The organism is Cellulosimicrobium funkei, assembly GCF_900155925.1.
GTDB classification, from domain to species: Bacteria; Actinomycetota; Actinomycetes; order Actinomycetales; family Cellulomonadaceae; genus Cellulosimicrobium; species Cellulosimicrobium funkei.
Genome location: NZ_FTMI01000009.1, coordinates 17,818 through 35,616 on the forward strand (window position 1 = coordinate 17,818; position 17,799 = coordinate 35,616).

A 17,799-nucleotide genomic window follows, 5' to 3' on the forward strand; every position below is an offset into this window, starting at 1 on the left:
GCGCACCGGGCTCAGTCCGGGAGATCGTCGTCGCGCGGGCCGACGGAGTTCCGTCGGCGTCAGCCCGGCGGCTATGGTGCGCGAGGCGGGACTCGAACCCGCACGTCCGAGGACACCAGGACCTAAACCTGGCGCGGCTGCCAGTTACGCCACTCGCGCGCGGTGATCAGTCTACGGCGGGCGGTGCGGCCCCGGCGGCCGGTGCGCGTCGCTCGACGCGCACCGGGCCCGGACCGCACCGCCCGGGTGCGCTACTTGGGGTCGATGCCGAGGTCGCGGCGGAGCTTCGCGACGTGGCCCGTAGCCTTGACGTTGTACTGCGCGAGCTCGACCTTGCCCTCCGGGTCGACGACGACCGTCGAGCGGATGACGCCCACGACCGTCTTGCCGTAGAGCTTCTTCTCGCCCCACGCGCCGTACGCCTCGAGGACGGACCTGTCCTCGTCCGACACGAGCGGGAAGGTCAGGTGCTCGGCCTCGACGAACGCGGCGATCTTGTCGACCGGGTCGGGGGAGACGCCGACGACCGAGTACCCCGCGCCCTGGAGCGAGGCGAGGTTGTCGCGGAAGTCGCAGGCCTCCGTCGTGCAGCCGGGCGTGCCGGCCGCGGGGTAGAAGTAGACGACGACGTGCTTGCCGCGCAGGTCGGAGAGCGTGACGGTGCTGCCGTCGGCGGCGGGCAGGGAGAAGTCGGGAGCGGTGTCGCCGACGGTGAGGCGCGTGGACATGGATCTCCTTCGGTCCGGCCAAGGTGTGGTTCGAGCGTAGGTGAGGGTGGGCGGCACCGGTAGCGTTGTCGCTGTGAGCAAGACGACGTCCGCCCCCGCCACCGCCTCGTCCCGCCCGTCGCCGTCCCGGCCGGCCGCCCGCGACCTCCCGATCCGGATGCTGCACGACCGGCTGCTCGTGGACCCGGAGGTCGACGCGAGCGAGCGGCAGAGCTCGGCGGGGCTCGTCATCCCCGCGACGGCCGTGGGCCCGAAGCGGCTCGCGTGGGCCGTCGTCGTCGCGGCCGGTGAGCACGTGCGACAGGTCGCGGTGGGGGACCGCGTGCTGTTCGACCCGGACGAGCGCGCCGAGGTCGAGCTCGGCGGCAAGGACCTCGTGCTGCTGCGCGAGCGTGACGTGCACGCCGTGTCGCAGGAGGTCGAGGAGGACGGCCCGACGGGGCTGTACCTCTAGCCGGGGCCGCTGCGCGGGGTCGCCGGGCCGTGTCGCCGACGTCACACGAGGGCGGGCGGAACGGATTTTCGCGGCGCGCCCGCGGCTGCTAGTGTTTTCTCTCGCGCGCCATTAGCTCAATTGGCAGAGCAGCTGACTCTTAATCAGCGGGTTCGGGGTTCGAGTCCCTGATGGCGCACCACCACCGATCGGGCCGTCCGCATGGCGGGCGGCCCGAGCCGTGCCGGTCGAGAGCCGGCGCGGCGGCGGGCCCGGTCTCCTCGCGGAGATCGACGGTCCTGGCCGCTGGTAGTGTTCCCTCTCGCGCGCCATTAGCTCAATTGGCAGAGCAGCTGACTCTTAATCAGCGGGTTCGGGGTTCGAGTCCCTGATGGCGCACCCTTCCTGACCAGGCCGTCCACCCTCGTGGTGGGCGGCCTTCGTCGTCCGCCGCCCGGGCGATCCGCCCTCCGGCTCCACCCGTGCCGGTCGCCCGCCGCAACCGTCGCCGTCCGTTTCGCCGGAGTTCGCCCGCCGCCGTCCTCCCGTTCACCCCCGCCGGGAAGGGTCCGGTGCGGGCGTCGTCGCCGCTCGGCAGCGCCGCCCGTCGACCCGTTCGCCACGGAAGGGAACCACGATGGACACGTCCGTGCCCACGCACAGGACTTCGCGACGCGCCGAGAGACGCACCGACAGACGGACCGACGGCGGGGCGCGGCGCCGCGCCGCGGTCGCCGGGGCGCTCGGGGCGGTGCTGGTCGCCGGCCTGCTCGCGCCCGGCGCCGCCGCCGCGATCGCCCCGGGAGCCTCCCCGACCCTCGACCGGACGGCCGCCCGGTCCACCGGGGCCGGCCCGGAGACGCGGCCGGTGCTGAGCCCGACGACCGGCACGTTCCTCGACGGCACGGTGCGTGTCGCGGCCGACCCCGTCCGCGCCGGCGACGCCGTCACGGCGCTCGCGGTCGACGGCACCGCCCTCGACGCCGCCGCGACGCCCGCGACGGCGCGCCTGCTGTTCGACGTCGGCAGCAACTCGATCGAGAAGCGGTACGGCAGCCACGTGCTCGTCAACGGCGAGCGCCTCGAGCTCGACCGGGACATGGTGTCCGAGCGCGTCGCGCTCGACGTGCCCGCGCGGTGGCTCGTGCCGGGCGAGAACCGGGTGCGGTTCGTCGTCGGTGCGGTCACGACGTCGTGCGGCACGAACTACGACGACTACGACCTCACGGACGTGTCCCTCGAGCTCCTGGGCGAGACCGCCGACGGCTCCGCCAACAGCTTCTCCTACGCGTTCGGCGACGGCTCGTGCGGCACGAACACGGCGCGCGTCCTCTCGGCGGACCTCACGTTCGACCTCGACCAGGACCCGGCCGCCACGACCGGCCTCGCCGCGGAGCTCGACACCACGACGCTCGAGAACGGCGCCCACACGCTCACCGCGACGACCGCGTCGGGCGCGACCGCGACGAGCGCGGTCACCGTGAACAACGGCGCCCCGGGGGCGCCCGTGATCCTCCCTGCGGACGGCGCGCTGCTGCACGGTCCGCAGACCGTGCTCGCCACACCGCCCGCCGGGGGCGAGCCGCCCGTCGGCATCGAGCTGGACGGCACCCCGCTGACCACCGTCGCGACGCTCGGCACCGGCTCGTCGCGGTTCGTCTTCACCGTGGGCTCGAACTCGATCGAGGCCCGCTACACCAACCACCTGCTCGTCAACGGGCAGCGCATCGACCTCGTGGACCGCGACTACGTGAGCGAGACGGTGCGGATCGACGTCCCAAACGCCTTCCTGTCCCCGGGCCGCAACGTCGTGCGCTTCGTCACGGGCACGTACCCGACGGCGTGCGGCGACAACCGCGACGACTTCGCGATCTCCGGGATCGCGCTCGACGTGACGGACGGCACGGCGACCGGCGTGGGCATCGCGCCGTCGTACTCGATGGGCGACGGAGACTGCGGCACGAGCACGACGAAGCCGCGCGAGGTCGACCTCGCGTTCGACGTGACGCGCGACGCCGACGCGCCCGCGACCGGCCTGCGGGCCGACGTCGACACGACGACGCTCGCCGACGGCGAGCACGCGATCACGTCGGCGACCGCCGCGGGTGCGGCCGCGCGCCGGACGGTGACCACCGACAACACCGGTCCCGCGATCGTGTCCAGCACGCCGGCGGCGGGCGCGGAGCTCGCGAGCGCGACGAGCCTCGCGGTCGAGCTCGCGGACGCGTCCGGCGTCCTGTCCGGCCCCGACGTCACGCTCGACGGCGAGCCGCTCGAGCTCGGCGCGCCCGTCGGCCCAGGGCTCGCCCCGGGTGCGCACACGCTCGTCGTCACCGCGACGGACGTGCTCGGGAACGCGAGCACGCACGAGATCGCGTTCACGAGCCTCGGCGTGCCCGACGTCCCGACCGACCTCGCGCCCGCGCACGGCACGCGCGACGTCGCGGGGAGCGTCGACCTGTCCGCGCGCGTCGCGGCGCCCGGCGGCGGCGACGTCACTGCCACGTTCTCCCGCGCCGACGTCACCGCCCCCGCGCTCGTCGCGCAGGGCGAGTCGGCCGAGGTCCCGACGACGCTCCCGGTCGAGGGCGAGCAGCCCGCCGCGGCGGACGCGCTCGCCCCGGGCGACGACCTGACGCTCGACTCGCCCCGGAGCCGCGACGTCACCTACCAGCGCTTCGAGCTGCCCGCCGAGGGCTCGACCTCCGGCCAGGTCGTGCGCTGGGAGGGCGTCGTGGACCCGCAGCGGCTCGCGACGCTGCACGTGTGGGACGGCGAGCGGTGGGAGCCCCTCGCGTCCACGCGCGGCGCGGTCGAGGGCACGACGTCGCTGAGCACCGTGCTCCGCGACGGCGCCGCGACCGACGGGACCGCGCACGTCCTCGTCACGGGCACCGACCCCTTCGCCGACGACATCGCCGCGGGCGGGTCGCGCGACGAGACCGACTTCGCGCCCCGCGAGGACTACGACTTCTCGCTGGTCCACCTCACCGACACGCAGTACCTCACCGAGGGAGCGGTCGAGCAGGAGACGGCCGAGGAGCGCGCCGTGTGGGCGCAGGCCTACACGGACCTCACGCAGTGGGTCGTGGACAACGCCGAGGCGCGCGGGATCGCGTACGTGGGTCACACGGGCGACGTGAACGAGAACTACACGCGCCTGCCGGCCGACGACGCGATGGCCGCCCAGGTCCGGGGCGAGTACGCGTTCTCCTCGTCCGCGCAGCAGATCCTCGACGACGCGAACATCCCCAACGGGGTCCTCGCCGGCAACCACGACAACCTCACGGGCCAGGACAACGGGCCCGGGGCGCTGTTCAACGAGTTCTACGGCCCCGAGCGCTACGAGGCCCTGTCCGCGGGGTGGGAGAACGCGTCCTACGGCGGGCCCTGGCGCGAGGGCGACAACCAGAACCACTACGACCTGTTCAGCGCGGGCGGGCTCGACTTCGTCGCCGTGTACCTGTCGTACGGGGTGACGGACGAGGAGGCCGCGTGGGCGGACGGCGTCCTCGAGCAGTTCCCCGACCGCAACGCGATCGTGCTCACGCACGACTACCTCGTGCCGAGCACGAACCCCGACGGTCGGGACTCCGAGATCTCGACGCCCGACGGCCGCCTCGTGCACGCCAAGGTCGTCGAGCCCAACCCGAACGTCTTCCTCGTCCTCGCGGGGCACCGGCACGGCGTGGGCATCAACGTGCGCCAGGACGTCGGCACGCCGGGCAGCGGCGTCGTCGAGCTGCTGGCCGACTACCAGTTCTACGAGGTCACGGCCGAGGAGGCGGGCCTCACCGAGATCGGCGGCTACGCGCCCGACGAGGGCCTGCGGCTCGGCGCGAGCTTCCTGCGCCTGCTCCAGTTCGACGTCGACCGCTCCGAGATGATCGTCGACACCTACTCGCCGTGGCTCGAGAACTTCGGCGCCACCGAGTACGACGACGAGCAGCGCTACGACGGCCGCGAGGACGACTTCACCGTCCCCGTCGACCTCACCTCGCGCGTCACGAGCCTGGCGACCGACGCCGTGTCGCTCTACGCCCCGGGCGAGGAGGTCGGCAGGGTGACCGTGCCCTCGGGCGAGGTCGCGACCGTCACGTGGGACGGGCTCGAGCCCGGCGCCGCGCACGCGTGGACCGTCACGGCCACCAGCGCGGGCGGCGGCACCGCCGTCTCGCCGGTGAGCACGTTCACCACCGCGCCCGCCGAGGACGGCCTCGTCGTCGAGACGACGGCGCGAACGCAGTGCCTCGGCGGCACGGCCTACGTCGCCGTCCGGGCCCGCAACGCGGACACCGTCCCGATGGACGTCACGCTCAGCACGCCGTTCGGCGAGCGCACCGTCACGGGCGTGCGACCCGGCGCGTCGGCCTACCAGGCGTTCTCCGTCCGGGCGTCCGACGTCGCGGCGGGCACCGCGCACGTCGCCGCGAGCGGGGACGGCCGGTCGTCCGCCGCGGACGTCCCGTACGACGCGCTCGCGTGCGGCTGACACCGCGCTGATCCGCCGGCGTCGCGCCGCTGACGCGGCGCCGACGGCACGACGGCGGCCCCCGGACCGGACGGTCCGGGGGCCGCTGCGTCGCCCGCCCGGTCGGGGAGCGGGACGGTCAGACGGCGGCCCACCCGCCGTCGCTGTGCAGGACGGCGCCCGAGACGTTGGCCGAGTCGTCCGACAGGAGCCACGTGATCGCCGCGGCCAGCTCGTCGGCGCTCGCGGCCGGCGGGACGGTCGTCGCCATGACCGGTCCGAGCCGCTCGCCCGCGTACGGCGAGCGGAAGGGCGCCTCGATGCTCGTCGCGACGGCCCCGGGGGCGACGACGTTCGCCCGCACGCCCCGGGGCGTGTAGAAGAACGCCGTGCTCTTCGTGAAGCCGACGATCGCGTGCTTCGAGGTCGCGTACGCGGTGCCCGACGCCGACGCGCGCGAGCCCGCCTCCGAGCCGACGTTGACGATCGATCCCTTCCCCGCCTCGAGCATGAGGGGCAGGACCGCACGCGTGAGGCGCATGACCGCGGTGACGTTGACGGTCATGACGAGGTCCCACGTCGCGTCGTCGAGCTCGGCGGTCGGCAGGAAGCCGTCCATGATCCCGGCGACGTTGGCGAGGGCGTCCACCCGGCCGCCCGCGGCAGCGACCACCGCGTCGACCGTGGTCTGCGCGCTCACGTCGCCCGCCACGGTGACGAGAGCGTCCGTGCCGACGTCGGCGACGAGCTTGTCGAGGCGGTCCTCCCGCACGTCGGTGGCGACGACGCGCGCGCCCTCCGCGAGCAGCCGCTCGACCGTCGCGCGGCCGATGCCGGCGCCCGCGCCGGTGACGATCGCCGTGCGTCCCTCGAACCTGCCCGGGACGTGGTTGCTGACCATGACGGCTCCTTCCGTCCGCGCCGGCACTGCCGTCGACCGGCGTCTGCTCCCATCCCAGCGCCCGCGCGCCCGCGCGCGCGAGAGCCGATCGTCCTCACCTGGGCGCCGGTGGTCCCGAGCGTGCGGGCGGGGGTAGGGTCGGCGTCGTGACGCACCCGTCCGTGACCCCCTGGTGGCCGGCCGCCTGACGGCCGGTGACCTCATCCGGCCGTGCCCCGACGACGTGGGCGGGCTCGGTGAACCCGGTGCGCGCGTCGTCGGCCCAGCGGCCGTCCCCCTGAGCTGGAGCCGAGCATGACGACACCGCAGACCCCACCGACGGCCCTGCCCGTCCGGTCCCTCGAGCCGACGGGCGCCGAGGTGCCCTCGACCGTCCCGACGCACTGGTACAACCTCGCGGCCGACCTCCCCGAGCCGGTGCCCCCGCACCTGCACCCGGGCACGCGCGAGCCCCTCACGCCCGACGACCTCGCGCCGCTGTTCCCGCTCGCGCTCGTGCAGCAGGAGGTCACGACGGAGCGCTACGTCGAGATCCCGCAGACGATCCGCGAGATCTACGCGCTGTGGCGGCCGTCGCCGCTCGTGCGCGCGCGGCGCCTCGAGCGGGCCCTGGGCACGCCGGCCCGCATCTACTACAAGTACGAGGGCGTGAGCCCGGTCGGCTCGCACAAGCCGAACACCGCCGTCGCGCAGGCTTACTACAACGCGCTCGAGGGCACCACGAGGCTGACGACCGAGACGGGCGCGGGCCAGTGGGGCGCGTCGCTGTCGTTCGCGGGCGCGCTGCTCGGGCTCGACGTCGAGGTGTGGCAGGTGCGCGCGTCGTACGACTCCAAGCCGTACCGGCGCGCGCAGATGGAGGTCTACGGCGGGATCTGCCACCCGTCGCCGTCGGACCTCACGGAGGCAGGGCGCGCGATGCTCGCCGCGGACCCCGAGACGACCGGCTCGCTGGGCATGGCGATCAGCGAGGCGGTCGAGACGGCCGCGAAGGACCCCGCGGCGCACTACGCGCTGGGCAGCGTGCTCAACCACGTCATGCTGCACCAGAGCGTCATCGGCCAGGAGGCGCTCGTCCAGCTCGACGAGGCGGGCGAGGGCGCGCCGGACGTCGTGTTCGGCTGCGCGGGCGGCGGGTCGAACCTCGCGGGCCTGACGTTCCCGTTCCTCGGCCGCAACCTGCGCGAGGGCACGACGACGCGGCTCGTCGCGTGCGAGCCGGCTGCGTGCCCCTCGCTCACGCAGGGCGAGTACCGCTACGACTTCGGGGACGTCGCGGGCCTCACGCCGCTGCTCAAGATGCACACGCTCGGCAAGGACTTCGTCCCGCCCGCGATCCACGCGGGCGGTCTGCGGTACCACGGCATGTCGCCGATGGTGTCGCACGCGGTGCACCTCGGGCTGATGGACGCCGTCGCCGTCGACCAGGACGAGGCGTTCACGGCCGGGACGCTGTTCGCGCGCAGCGAGGGCATCATCCCCGCGCCGGAGTCGACGCACGCCGTGGCGGCGGCGGTCGCGCACGCGCGCGCGGCGACGGAGCCGGAGGTGATCGTCCTCGGGCTGTCGGGCAACGGGGTGCTCGACCTGCCCGCGTACGCGGCGTACGTCTGACGGGCCGGGCGCCTCGCGCGGCACGACCCCCGCGAGGCGCCCGTACCCTGGTGCGGTGCCCGAACCGACCCCCGAGACCCTCGACGAGCCCGTGACCGGCGCCCCCTCCGCGACCCCGGGGACCGGCGACGCCCGACCGCGCTACCGCACCCAGCCCGTGTCGTTCGTGCGGCGCAGCGGACGCCTCGCGCCGCGCCAGCAGCGCGCGTGGGACGCGTACCGCGACCGCTACCTCGTCGACGTGCCACGCGACGTCGCGCGGACCTCGGTGGACCCGGACCACGTGCTCGACGTCGCGGCGACCTTCGGGCGCGACGCGCGCCTGGTCGTGGAGATCGGCTCGGGCCAGGGCGAGGCGGTCGTCGCGGCCGCCGAGCGCGAGCCGGGCACGGACTTCCTCGCCGTCGAGGTCTACGCGCCCGGGCTGGCCCAGACGGTGCTGCGCGCGTCGCAGCGCGACCTGACGAACGTGCGGCTCGTCCAGGCGAACGCGGCCGAGGTCCTCGCCACCACGCTGCCCGCGGGGAGCGTCGACGAGCTGTGGGTCTTCTTCCCCGACCCGTGGCACAAGTCCCGCCACCACAAGCGCCGCCTCGTGACGCCGTCGTTCGCGGCGCTCGCCGAGCGCGTCCTGCGCGCGCCGGGGGAGGGCGACGACGGCCGCCCCGGCGGGACGCTGCGGCTCGCGACCGACTGGGCCGAGTACGCGGAGCAGATGCTCGAGGTGCTGGACGCTGCGCCGGGGCTGCGCAACGTGCACGGCCCGGGGAACGCCGCGCCGCGCTTCGAGGGCCGGGTGCTCACGGGGTTCGAGCGCAAGGGCGAGGCCGCGGGGCGCGTCATCACGGACCTGGAGTACGTGCGCGTCTGACCCGCGGCACGGCTCGCGACCGGCCTCGCGACCGGCCGCGCGCGGTCCTTGCGGACAACAGTGATCTACGGCACATTGTGCCGGGGGTGGAAGGTCGCCCCGGGCACGCAGCGTCGCGTGCGGTCGCGTCGACAGGCGACCGTCCGCGGGGTGCGGGCTCTCTGTCTGTCCACGGAATGAGCCAACGGAGGCGTCATGACCGACGTGACGGCCGCCCCCGGACCGGGGCCCGCCGAAGAGACCGACTACCAGCGGGTGCAACGCTCGCCCGAGTTCCAGGACCTGCGCCGACGCTTCCGGAACTTCGTGTTCCCGATGACCGCGCTGTTCCTCGTGTGGTACTTCGTCTACGTGCTGCTGGCGAACTACGCGCACGACCTCATGAGCGTCCGGGTGTGGGGGAACGTCACCGTCGGGCTGCTCCTCGGGCTCGGCCAGTTCGTGTCCACGTTCGCGATCACCATGATCTACGCGCGCTGGGCCAACAAGCGCTTCGACGCCCAGGCGGACGAGCTCCGCCGGGAGATCGAGGAGGACGAGCTGTGAGCGCGCTCCTCCTGGCCGCCGAGGCCACGGACGTCGGGAACCCTGTCGTCAACGTCGCGATCTTCGCCGTGTTCGTCGCCGTGACCCTCGTCATCGTGCTGCGCGCGTCCCGGCAGAACAAGTCCGCCGCGGACTACTACGCGGGCGGACGGTCGTTCACCGGGCCGCAGAACGGGACCGCCATCGCGGGCGACTACCTGTCCGCCGCGAGCTTCCTCGGGATCTGCGGCGCCATCGCGATCAACGGCTACGACGGGTTCCTCTACTCGATCGGCTTCCTCGTCGCGTGGCTCGTCGCGCTGCTGCTCGTCGCCGAGCTCCTGCGCAACACCGGCAAGTTCACGATGGCCGACGTGCTGTCCTTCCGGCTCAAGCAGCGGCCCGTGCGCATGGCGGCCGCACTCGCGACCCTCGCCGTCGTGTTCTTCTACCTGCTCGCCCAGATGGCGGGGGCCGGCGGCCTGGTGGCGCTGCTGCTCGGCGTCGACTCCACGGCGGGCCAGAGCGTCGTCGTCGCGGTCGTCGGCGCGCTGATGATCCTCTACGTGCTGGTCGGCGGGATGAAGGGCACCACCTGGGTCCAGATCATCAAGGCCGTCCTGCTCATCGCGGGTGCCGCCGTCATGACCGTGTGGGTCCTCGCGAAGTTCGGCTTCAACCTGTCCGACCTGCTCCAGGGCGCGATCGACAAGGCGGGCCCGGGCGGCGAGGCGCTCATCGAGCCCGGCAAGCAGTACGGCGCCACCGGCACCACCAAGCTCGACTTCCTGTCGCTCGCCCTCGCGCTCGTGCTCGGCACCGCCGGCCTGCCGCACGTCCTCATGCGCTTCTACACCGTGCCCTCCGCCAAGGAGGCCCGCCGGTCGGTCGTGTGGGCGATCTGGCTCATCGGCATCTTCTACCTGTTCACGCTCGTGCTCGGGTACGGGGCGGGCGCGCTCGTGGGGCCGGAGACGATCAGCTCCGCTCCAGGGGGCGTGAACTCCGCGGCACCCCTGCTCGCGTTCGCGCTCGGCGGCGAGATCCTCCTCGGCTTCATCTCCGCCGTCGCGTTCGCGACCATCCTCGCCGTCGTCGCCGGGCTCACCATCACCGCGGCGGCGAGCTTCGCGCACGACATCTACGCCAACGTCATCAAGCGCGGCGAGGTCAAGCCCGACGGCGAGGTCAAGGTCGCGCGCATCACCGTCGTCGTCATCGGGATCCTCGCGATCCTCGGCGGCATCTTCGCGCAGGGCCAGAACGTCGCGTTCCTCGTGGCGCTCGCGTTCGCCGTCGCGGCGAGCGCGAACCTCCCGACGATCCTCTACTCGCTGTTCTGGAAGCGGTTCAACACCGCGGGCGCGCTGTGGAGCATGTACGGCGGCCTGATCTCGTGCGTCGTGCTCATCGCGTTCTCTCCCGTCGTGTCCGGGAAGGTCGACCCGGTGACGGGCGCGAGCCTGTCGATGATCAAGAACACGGACATCGACTTCGCGATCTTCCCTCTGAGCAACCCCGGGATCGTGTCGATCCCGCTCGCGTTCCTCCTCGGGATCGTCGGGACGCTCCTCAGCAGGGAGAAGCCGCACCCCGAGAAGTTCGCCGAGATGGAGGTGCGCTCGCTCACCGGGGCAGGCGCCGAGAAGGCGACGGTGCACTAGCCCGACGGCGGCCCCCGCGGAGCGTGCAGGACGCCCCCGGCCTCGACCGGGGGCGTCCGCGCGAGGCAATTCCGTCGCGCGGCACGCCGACGACGCCGTACGGTCGCGCCGTGACCTCCGCTACCCCGGCCCCCGCCGCCCCGGGCGGGGAGACGCCGGTCCTCGTCGTCACCGGGGCGATGGCCTCGGGGAAGTCCACGGTCGCCGACGCGCTCGCCCGCACGTTCCCGCTCGCCGCGCACGTGCGCGGGGACCAGTTCCGGCGGTTCGTGGTCAGCGGCCAGGCGTCGACGGCGCCGCCCCTGTCCGCCGCGGCCCGGGCCCAGCTCGACCTGCGGCAGGCGCTCGCGGCGCAGGCGGCCGACACCTACGCGGCCGCAGGCGTCACGGCCGTGGTCCAGGACATCCTGCTCGGTCCCGACCTCGCGCGGTCACGGCGCGCGTGCGCACCCGGCCGTGCTACGCCGTCGTGCTGACGCCGGACGCCGCCACGCTCGCCGCGCGCGACGCCGGTCGCCACAAGCAGGCGTACGGCGCCTGGACCCCGGAGGAGTTCGCCGCCGCGGCCCGCGCGACGCCCGGTGGGCTGCACGTCGACACGACCGGGTGGACCGTCGCGCAGACCGTCCGGCACGTGCTCGACCGCCTCGACGAGGCCCGCGTCGCCTGACCCGCGGCCACACTGCCGGGCGGCGACCGGGCCGTCGCGCGAGGATGGGCCCATGACGTCCGACGCGCAGCCCGAGGCCACCCCTGACGAGACGTACGACGTGATCGTGATCGGCGGCGGGCCCGTCGGCGAGAACGCCGCCGACCGCGCGTCGCGCACCGGCCTGAGCGTGGCGCTCGTCGAGGCCGAGCTCGTGGGCGGCGAGTGTTCGTACTGGGCGTGCATGCCGTCCAAGACGCTCCTGCGCCCGGGGGCCGTGCGGGCCGAGGCGCGGGGCGTCCCGGGCGTCACCGTGGGGGACGACCTCGACGTCGCCGCCGTCCTCGCGCGCCGCGACCAGATGGTCTCCGACTGGGACGACTCCGGCCAGGTCTCCTGGGTCCAGGGCGCGGGCCTCACGCTCGTGCGCGGGCTCGGGCGGATCGTCGGCCCGCGGCTCGTGGAGGTCGTCGCCGAGGAGCCCGACGCCGACCCGGACGACCTGCCGCGCACCCGGCGGCTCGCGGCCCGCCATGCGGTGATCGTGGCGACCGGCAGCGTGCCCGTCCTGCCCGACGTCCCCGGGCTGGCGGACGCGAACCCGTGGACGAGCCGCGAGGCGACCGCGGTCGAGGACGTGCCCGAGTCGCTCGCGATCGTCGGCGGGGGAGTGGTCGCCACCGAGATGGCGGTCGCGTTCGCCGACCTCGGGGCGCGCGTGACCGTGCTCTCGCGCGGCAGCCTGCTCGGGCGCACCGAGCCGTGGGCGGGCGAGGCGGTCGCCGCGTCGCTGCGGGAGCTGGGGGTCGACGTGCGGCTCGGCGTGGCGACGGAGGCCGTCGAGCCCCTGCCCGACGGCGGCGTGCGGCTCGTCCTCGCGGCCGCCGGTCCCGCGGACGGCGGGGACGCACCGGACCTGTCGCCCGTCACCGCCGAGCGCGTGCTCGTCGCGACGGGCCGCGTGCCGCGCACGCAGGACCTCGGCGTCGACTCCGTCGGGCTCGCGCCCGGCCGCGCGCTGGAGGTCGACGACACGATGCTCGTCCAGGGGCTCGGGTCGGACGCCGGCACCGGGTGGCTGTACGCGGCCGGCGACGTCACCGGTCGCGTCGCGACGACCCACCAGGGCAAGTACCAGGGCCGCGTCGCGGGCGACGTCGTCGCCGCGCGCTTCGGCGACCCCGACGCCGACGGCGCACCCACCGCGGGCGAGCGGCCGCCCGCCGTCGGCTCCCGGCCCGAGCCGTGGTCGCGGTTCGCCGCGACGGCCGACGCCGTGGCCTCGCCCCAGGTCGTGTTCACCCGTCCCGAGGTGGCGGCCGTCGGGCACACCGAGGCGTCCGCGCGCGACGCGGGCCTCGACGTGCGCGTCGTGCGCTACGACCTCGCGAACGTCGCCGGCTCCTCGGTGCGCTCCGCCGACTACGCGGGCAGCGCGCAGCTCGTCGTCGACGCCGCGCGCGAGGTCGTCGTCGGCGCCACGTTCGTGGGCCCGGACGCGGCCGAGATGCTGCACGCCGCGACGATCGCCGTCGTGGGCGAGGTGCCGCTGCGCCGGCTGTGGCACGCCGTGCCGTCGTACCCGACCGTGAGCGAGGTCTGGCTGCGGCTGCTCGAGGAGTACGGGCTGTAGCCCCCCGTCGCACCCTGGTCGCCCCCGGGCAGGAGCACCCGGGAGCGCCCCGTAGCGACCCGCGAAGCCGGGCCGTTGGGGTTTCCCCTACCCCTGGCCGTGGCGGTCTGCCGGGCCGCCGAAGACTGGGGACCGTTGCGGCGGCGAGTCGTCGAGACGGAGCAACCTCCGGTGGCGAGCACCCTCGCGGGACGCGCAACGCGACGCAGAAGGGGAACGCTCACCATGAACACGAAGACCAAGGGAATCGTCGCCGGCGTCGCCGGGGGCGCGCTGCTCCTCGGCGCGGGCGGCACGTTCGCGCTGTGGCACGACGACGCGGGCGTCCCGGGCGGGGAGATCCGCAGCGGTCTCCTCGACGTCGAGGCCCAGGAGGCCCGGTGGTTCGACGTCTCGCCCGACCGGCCCGACGCGGCCGACCTCGGGGGCGAGGTCGGTCCGGGACTGCGGTGGGACGTCAACTGGCTCGGCGAGGAGCGGACCGTGTGGAGCGGCGTCCCGACCGAGTTCCAGCGGCTCGACACGGACGGGGCAGGGACCGGCACGGACGGCGTCGTCGGTCACGTCATCGACGACCTCGGGACGTGGCAGGCCGTGCCCGGCGACTACCTGCTGGGCCAGACGCGCGTGACCGCCAAGACCGAGGGCGACAACATGCGCGCGCACCTCGCCGTGCACGGTGCCGGCGTGCAGAGCGGCGAGCTCGCGCAGGGTCTCGGCCTCAAGTACGTCGTCGCGGACGTCGACGGCACCGTGCTGGGGGAGGCGCGCGACGTGGGCGAGCCCTTCGACCTGGCGTTCGAGGGGTCGGGGGGCCAGGAGCTGCAGGTGTTCGTGATCGCGGCCTTCCCGCACGAGATCCAGGCCCAGGACCTCATGACCACCCAGGCGTACCTGGACGGTCTCCACGTGACGCTCGACCAGGTCCGCTGACCGCACGCCGCGCGTCGTGGCTGTCCCGGACCGGCACCGGCCGGTCCGGGACGGGTCGCGGCGCACGCTTCGACACGGAAAGGAGCGCGCCATGAGGTGCGCAACCGGTCTGGGCACCACCGCCGCGGTCGCTGCGTTGCTCCTCGCAGGAGCGTCCGGGACGACGCACGCCCTGTGGCGCGACGAGGCGCTCACCACAGCAGCGGTCGTCCGCTCGGGCTCGCTCGACGTGGAGCTGGAGCCGCAGGGCGAGACGGCCCCCGTCCTGCTCGTGCCCGACGGGCGGGTCACGGTGGACTACCGGCTCGCCGCGACGCTGGGTGGGGACAATCTCGACGCGCGCCTGCGCCTCGGGCTCCCCACGTGGCGCGACGTCCCGCTGCTCGACTACGTGGACGTCACCCTCGAGCTGCGGCGCGAGGGTGCGGAGGTGGCCACCGGCACCCTCGACGCCCAGGGCCAGGTCCTGTTCGGAGGTTCGCCGGACGTGCCCGTCGATCTCGCGACGGGGACGACCACGCTCGACGTGACGCTCGCCGTCCAGATGGACTGGGACGTGAGCGGGCACTGGCAGACCGCGCTGCCTGACGGCGACCTCGTCGCCGACCTCTGGCAGGTCCGGACGGACGACGACGCGTTCGACGACGCTCGGCTGTGGCGCGACACGCAGGGCGCCCCCGCGCCGTCGATCGTGACGGGCCCGCAGACGGCTGCGGCGACCGAGACGGTCCCTGCGCCCGACACCGCGGTGCCCGCTCCCGACGCCGTCACCACCACGCCCGAGGTCCCGCCGACGACGGGGGCCCCGGCGGGCGACGCGCCCACGGGCGACGCAACGACCAGCGGCGGGCCGACGCCCGTCGCGCCCGGCGCGCCCGGCGCCGCCCCCGACGAGCCCGCCCTGGCGGCGGACGACCCGCCCTGGGCCACCGAGCTCCGCACGCTGCTCGAGGACCTGGGCATCGACCCCGCGACGCTCGACCCGGCAGTCCTCGACCTCGGCCGGCTGCCCGTCGAGGTCGAGCAGTGGGCCGCGGACCGTTCCGTGCCGACGGCCGACGTGGTCGCCTGGCTCCGGGAGCAGAGGCCATGACCGCCGGGACGCAGGCCACGGCAGCGGCAGGCACCGCGTCGCCAGCGGCTGCGACGGCGCGCGCAGGTCGTCGGCTCGGGCGTGGCCCGCTGGAGAGGGTCGCGTCCGTCGTGCTCGGCGTCGTCATGGTGGCGCTGGTCGTGCTCGCCGGGGCGGTCGTCGTCGTCCCGCGCGTGCTCGGCGCGACCCCGCTCACGGTGCTCAGCGGCTCGATGGAGCCCGCGCTCTCGCCGGGGGACGTCGTCGTGGTGCGGCCCGTCGACCCGGACGAGCTGCGGACGGGCGACGTCGTCACCGTGCAGCCCGTCTCGGGCGACCCGACGCTCGTGACCCACCGTGTCGTGCAGGTCGACCGTGACGGTGCGGACGTCACCGGTCTCGTCACGCGCGGCGACGCGAACGGCGCGGCCGACGCTCCGCTCGTGCCCGACCAGGTCATGGGCCGCGTCGCCTACTCCGTGCCCCTCGTGGGCCACGCGACGAACGTGTCGTGGGGCCCCACCGCGGTGACCGTCCTCGCGGTCGCCCTCCTCGTCTACGCCGCGGTGGCGCTCGTGCGCCCCGACCGCGGCCGTCCCACCGACCCGTCGCGCGAGCAGGAGGTCCCGACATGACCACCCACCGAACCGTCGCCCCGGCACGCCGTCTTGGCCTCGCGGCCGCCACCGCCGTCGTCGCCGTCGCGCTCGTCGTGCCCACCACGGGCGCACCGGCCGCGGCAGCCGCCACCGCGACGAGCGCCGCGCCGACCGCCACGGTGACGAGCGCCGCGGCGAGCGCCTCCGCGACGAGCGACTCCGCGACGACCGCCTCGGCGACGACCGTCGCGGCGCGGGCGACCGTCGCGCGGGCGACCGTCGCGCGGGCGACCGTCGCGCCGCCGACCGAGGCGGGGACGCCGGTCGTCCCCGGGAGCGACGCCGACGGCACCCCTCTGGTCGCCGTGACGCCCACGTCGACCGCGACGCAGGCCCTGCGGGTCGACGGCGCGGGCCTCGGCGAGGTCCGGGTCGTCCCCGGCGACGCGGGCAGCGCCCTGCTGCGCGTGCGCAACGACGGACCGACCGCGGGCACCCTCACGGTGAGCATCGTCGACGCCGAGGCGCTGCGGAGGACCGACGACGACACCTGGACGGACGACGCGTTCTACGACGACCTCACCGTCAACGGCGTCCCGGCGTCGCAGCTCGAGGGGCGCCGCACCCGGATCCAGGAGGTCCCGCTCGCGCGGGGCGCCACGGTCGACGTGCCGCTGACCTACGACCTCCCCGTCGAGGCGACGACCGGCAACACGGCCACCGTCGGGGAGCGCCGGTTCTCCTTCGACCTCCTGCTCGTCATCGCGGGGGACACGCCGGACGGCACCGGCACGACGCCCGACCCGGCCGACCCGACCCCGGCCGAGCCGACCCCGCCCGCCGTCGCCGGGACGACCGGCCGCGGCGGCACGGGCACGACCGCGACGGTCGACCGGGTCGGGGGTCCGCTGACCCGGACCGGCGGCGTCCTCGCCCCGGACCGGCGCCCGTGGCTGCTCCTCGCCGGTGCGGCGCTCGTCGTCGTCGCCGGGTCCGCCGCGCGGGCGCTGCGCCGTCCGGCCCCGACCCGCCGGGCCGGGGGATGAGCCGGGCGGTGCGGGCGCTGCTCGGGGCCGTCGTCGTGCTCGCGCTCGCCGGGGCCGCGGTGCTCACGGCGACGGTCCTCGGCGGCGGCGACCGGTGCGACGCGGCGCTCCGCGACCTCGACGGGCGCTGCGTGGTGCTCGACGCGCCGCCGTCGGCCGCCGCCGCCGACCTGCGACCCACCGGGGGCCGGTTCGAGGCGCCCGCCCAGGGCCTCGACGTGCCGCTCACCGCGATGCCCGGCACGCGAGCCGTGCTCGACCCGCCGACGTTCACCGAGGCGTTCGTGCTCGCCGACCCGGACCGCACGTCCGCCTCCGGGGTGCGGCCGCTCGTCGTCGCGATGCACGCCGTGCGCGACGGCCGCGCGCCCGGGAACGCGTTCTTCGAGCCGGGCGCGCCCGACCCGGCCGTGACGGTCGCCCCCGGCGACCCGCTGCGCGTGGACGGGGTCGCGTACGTCGTCGAGCGCACGGAGGTCCTCACCAAGGACGCGGCGGCCGCCTCCCCGGAGATCTGGAGCCGCCTCCCCGACGGCGGGCAGCGCCTCGTGGTGCTCACGTGCCTGCAGCGGGCGGGGGTGACCGGGGCCGCCCGGGAGAACGTCGTGGTCCACGCGGTGCGCCGCTGAACGGGTGTCGTGCGCGGGCCTCTGTCAGCAT

General features: G+C 75.0%; 16 protein-coding genes and 3 tRNA genes. 16 read left to right on the forward strand and 3 right to left on the reverse strand.

The window, feature by feature from the left end:
• Positions 1–74 precede the first annotated feature (74 nt).
• Together BXA05_RS18455 and bcp are read right to left on the reverse strand one after the other, a co-directional pair.
• Positions 75–159: transfer RNA gene (locus BXA05_RS18455), tRNA-Leu, on the reverse strand.
• Positions 160–251: 92 nt separating this feature from the next.
• Positions 252–728: a thioredoxin-dependent thiol peroxidase gene (gene bcp / locus BXA05_RS18460; RefSeq protein ID WP_021482400.1), complete on the reverse strand. Its 477-nt coding sequence runs from the start codon at positions 726–728 to the stop codon at positions 252–254.
• A gap of 73 nt (positions 729–801) precedes the next feature.
• On the opposite strand from bcp, the gene BXA05_RS18465 reads away from it, so the two are divergent.
• From BXA05_RS18465 to BXA05_RS18480, 4 genes are all read left to right on the forward strand, one after another.
• On the forward strand, positions 802–1,182 hold the full coding sequence (locus BXA05_RS18465) for a GroES family chaperonin (protein ID WP_043652550.1): 381 nt from the start codon (positions 802–804) through the stop codon (positions 1,180–1,182).
• Positions 1,183–1,287: 105 nt separating this feature from the next.
• A tRNA-Lys gene (locus BXA05_RS18470) sits at positions 1,288–1,363 on the forward strand.
• Positions 1,364–1,487: 124 nt separating this feature from the next.
• Positions 1,488–1,560, forward strand: a tRNA-Lys gene (locus tag BXA05_RS18475).
• A gap of 238 nt (positions 1,561–1,798) precedes the next feature.
• Positions 1,799–5,653 carry a metallophosphoesterase family protein gene (locus tag BXA05_RS18480; protein WP_076406643.1) on the forward strand — a complete coding sequence of 1,285 codons (3,855 nt, stop codon included), beginning with the start codon at positions 1,799–1,801 and terminating at the stop codon, positions 5,651–5,653.
• A 118-nt stretch (positions 5,654–5,771) separates the two neighbouring features.
• Here the strand turns inward: BXA05_RS18480 and BXA05_RS18485 are convergent, their stop codons facing one another.
• A complete protein-coding gene (locus tag BXA05_RS18485) occupies positions 5,772–6,533 on the reverse strand; it encodes an SDR family NAD(P)-dependent oxidoreductase (protein WP_076406644.1) in 762 nt (253 codons plus the stop codon).
• Positions 6,534–6,827: 294 nt separating this feature from the next.
• Between BXA05_RS18485 and BXA05_RS18490 the strand changes: the two genes are divergently transcribed.
• The 12 genes from BXA05_RS18490 (at position 6,828) to BXA05_RS18540 (ending at position 17,768) form a co-directional block, all read left to right on the forward strand.
• On the forward strand, positions 6,828–8,147 hold the full coding sequence (locus BXA05_RS18490) for a TrpB-like pyridoxal phosphate-dependent enzyme (RefSeq protein ID WP_043654086.1): 1,320 nt from the start codon (positions 6,828–6,830) through the stop codon (positions 8,145–8,147).
• A gap of 55 nt (positions 8,148–8,202) precedes the next feature.
• Entirely contained in the window at positions 8,203–9,018 is an 816-nt protein-coding gene (gene trmB / locus BXA05_RS18495) for a tRNA (guanosine(46)-N7)-methyltransferase TrmB (RefSeq protein WP_076406646.1), read from the forward strand.
• 195 nt (positions 9,019–9,213) lie between these two features.
• On the forward strand, positions 9,214–9,564 hold the full coding sequence (locus tag BXA05_RS18500; RefSeq protein WP_021482757.1) for a DUF485 domain-containing protein: 351 nt from the start codon (positions 9,214–9,216) through the stop codon (positions 9,562–9,564).
• On the forward strand, positions 9,561–11,207 hold the full coding sequence (locus tag BXA05_RS18505) for a monocarboxylic acid transporter (RefSeq protein ID WP_076406647.1): 1,647 nt from the start codon (positions 9,561–9,563) through the stop codon (positions 11,205–11,207). Before BXA05_RS18500 ends, BXA05_RS18505 begins: the two co-directional genes overlap by 4 nt.
• A gap of 110 nt (positions 11,208–11,317) precedes the next feature.
• Positions 11,318–11,683 carry an AAA family ATPase gene (locus BXA05_RS20330; RefSeq protein WP_211435879.1) on the forward strand — a complete coding sequence of 122 codons (366 nt, stop codon included), beginning with the start codon at positions 11,318–11,320 and terminating at the stop codon, positions 11,681–11,683.
• Positions 11,677–11,877 (forward strand): hypothetical protein, encoded by a 201-nt coding sequence (locus BXA05_RS20335; protein WP_211435880.1) that lies wholly within the window; start codon positions 11,677–11,679, stop codon positions 11,875–11,877. The genes BXA05_RS20330 and BXA05_RS20335 overlap by 7 nt, the downstream gene beginning before the upstream one ends.
• Positions 11,878–11,929: 52 nt before the next feature.
• Positions 11,930–13,489, forward strand: coding sequence for a dihydrolipoyl dehydrogenase family protein (locus tag BXA05_RS18515; RefSeq protein ID WP_076406648.1), 1,560 nt, complete (start codon positions 11,930–11,932; stop codon positions 13,487–13,489).
• Positions 13,490–13,714: 225 nt separating this feature from the next.
• Positions 13,715–14,422 (forward strand): SipW-dependent-type signal peptide-containing protein, encoded by a 708-nt coding sequence (locus BXA05_RS18520; RefSeq protein ID WP_076406649.1) that lies wholly within the window; start codon positions 13,715–13,717, stop codon positions 14,420–14,422.
• 91 nt (positions 14,423–14,513) lie between these two features.
• The gene (locus tag BXA05_RS18525; protein WP_143311211.1) at positions 14,514–15,515 is read left to right on the forward strand and encodes a hypothetical protein; all 1,002 of its coding nucleotides are present in this window, start codon (positions 14,514–14,516) and stop codon (positions 15,513–15,515) included.
• Positions 15,512–16,129, forward strand: a complete 618-nt coding sequence (locus BXA05_RS18530) for a signal peptidase I (RefSeq protein WP_076406653.1) — start codon at positions 15,512–15,514, stop codon at positions 16,127–16,129. The genes BXA05_RS18525 and BXA05_RS18530 overlap by 4 nt, the downstream gene beginning before the upstream one ends.
• Complete coding sequence (locus tag BXA05_RS18535) at positions 16,126–17,139, forward strand: hypothetical protein (protein ID WP_076406654.1); 1,014 nt, start codon at positions 16,126–16,128, stop codon at positions 17,137–17,139. Before BXA05_RS18530 ends, BXA05_RS18535 begins: the two co-directional genes overlap by 4 nt.
• Positions 17,140–17,147: 8 nt before the next feature.
• Positions 17,148–17,768 carry a sortase family protein gene (locus tag BXA05_RS18540; protein WP_143311212.1) on the forward strand — a complete coding sequence of 207 codons (621 nt, stop codon included), beginning with the start codon at positions 17,148–17,150 and terminating at the stop codon, positions 17,766–17,768.
• Positions 17,769–17,799: the final 31 nt, after the last annotated feature.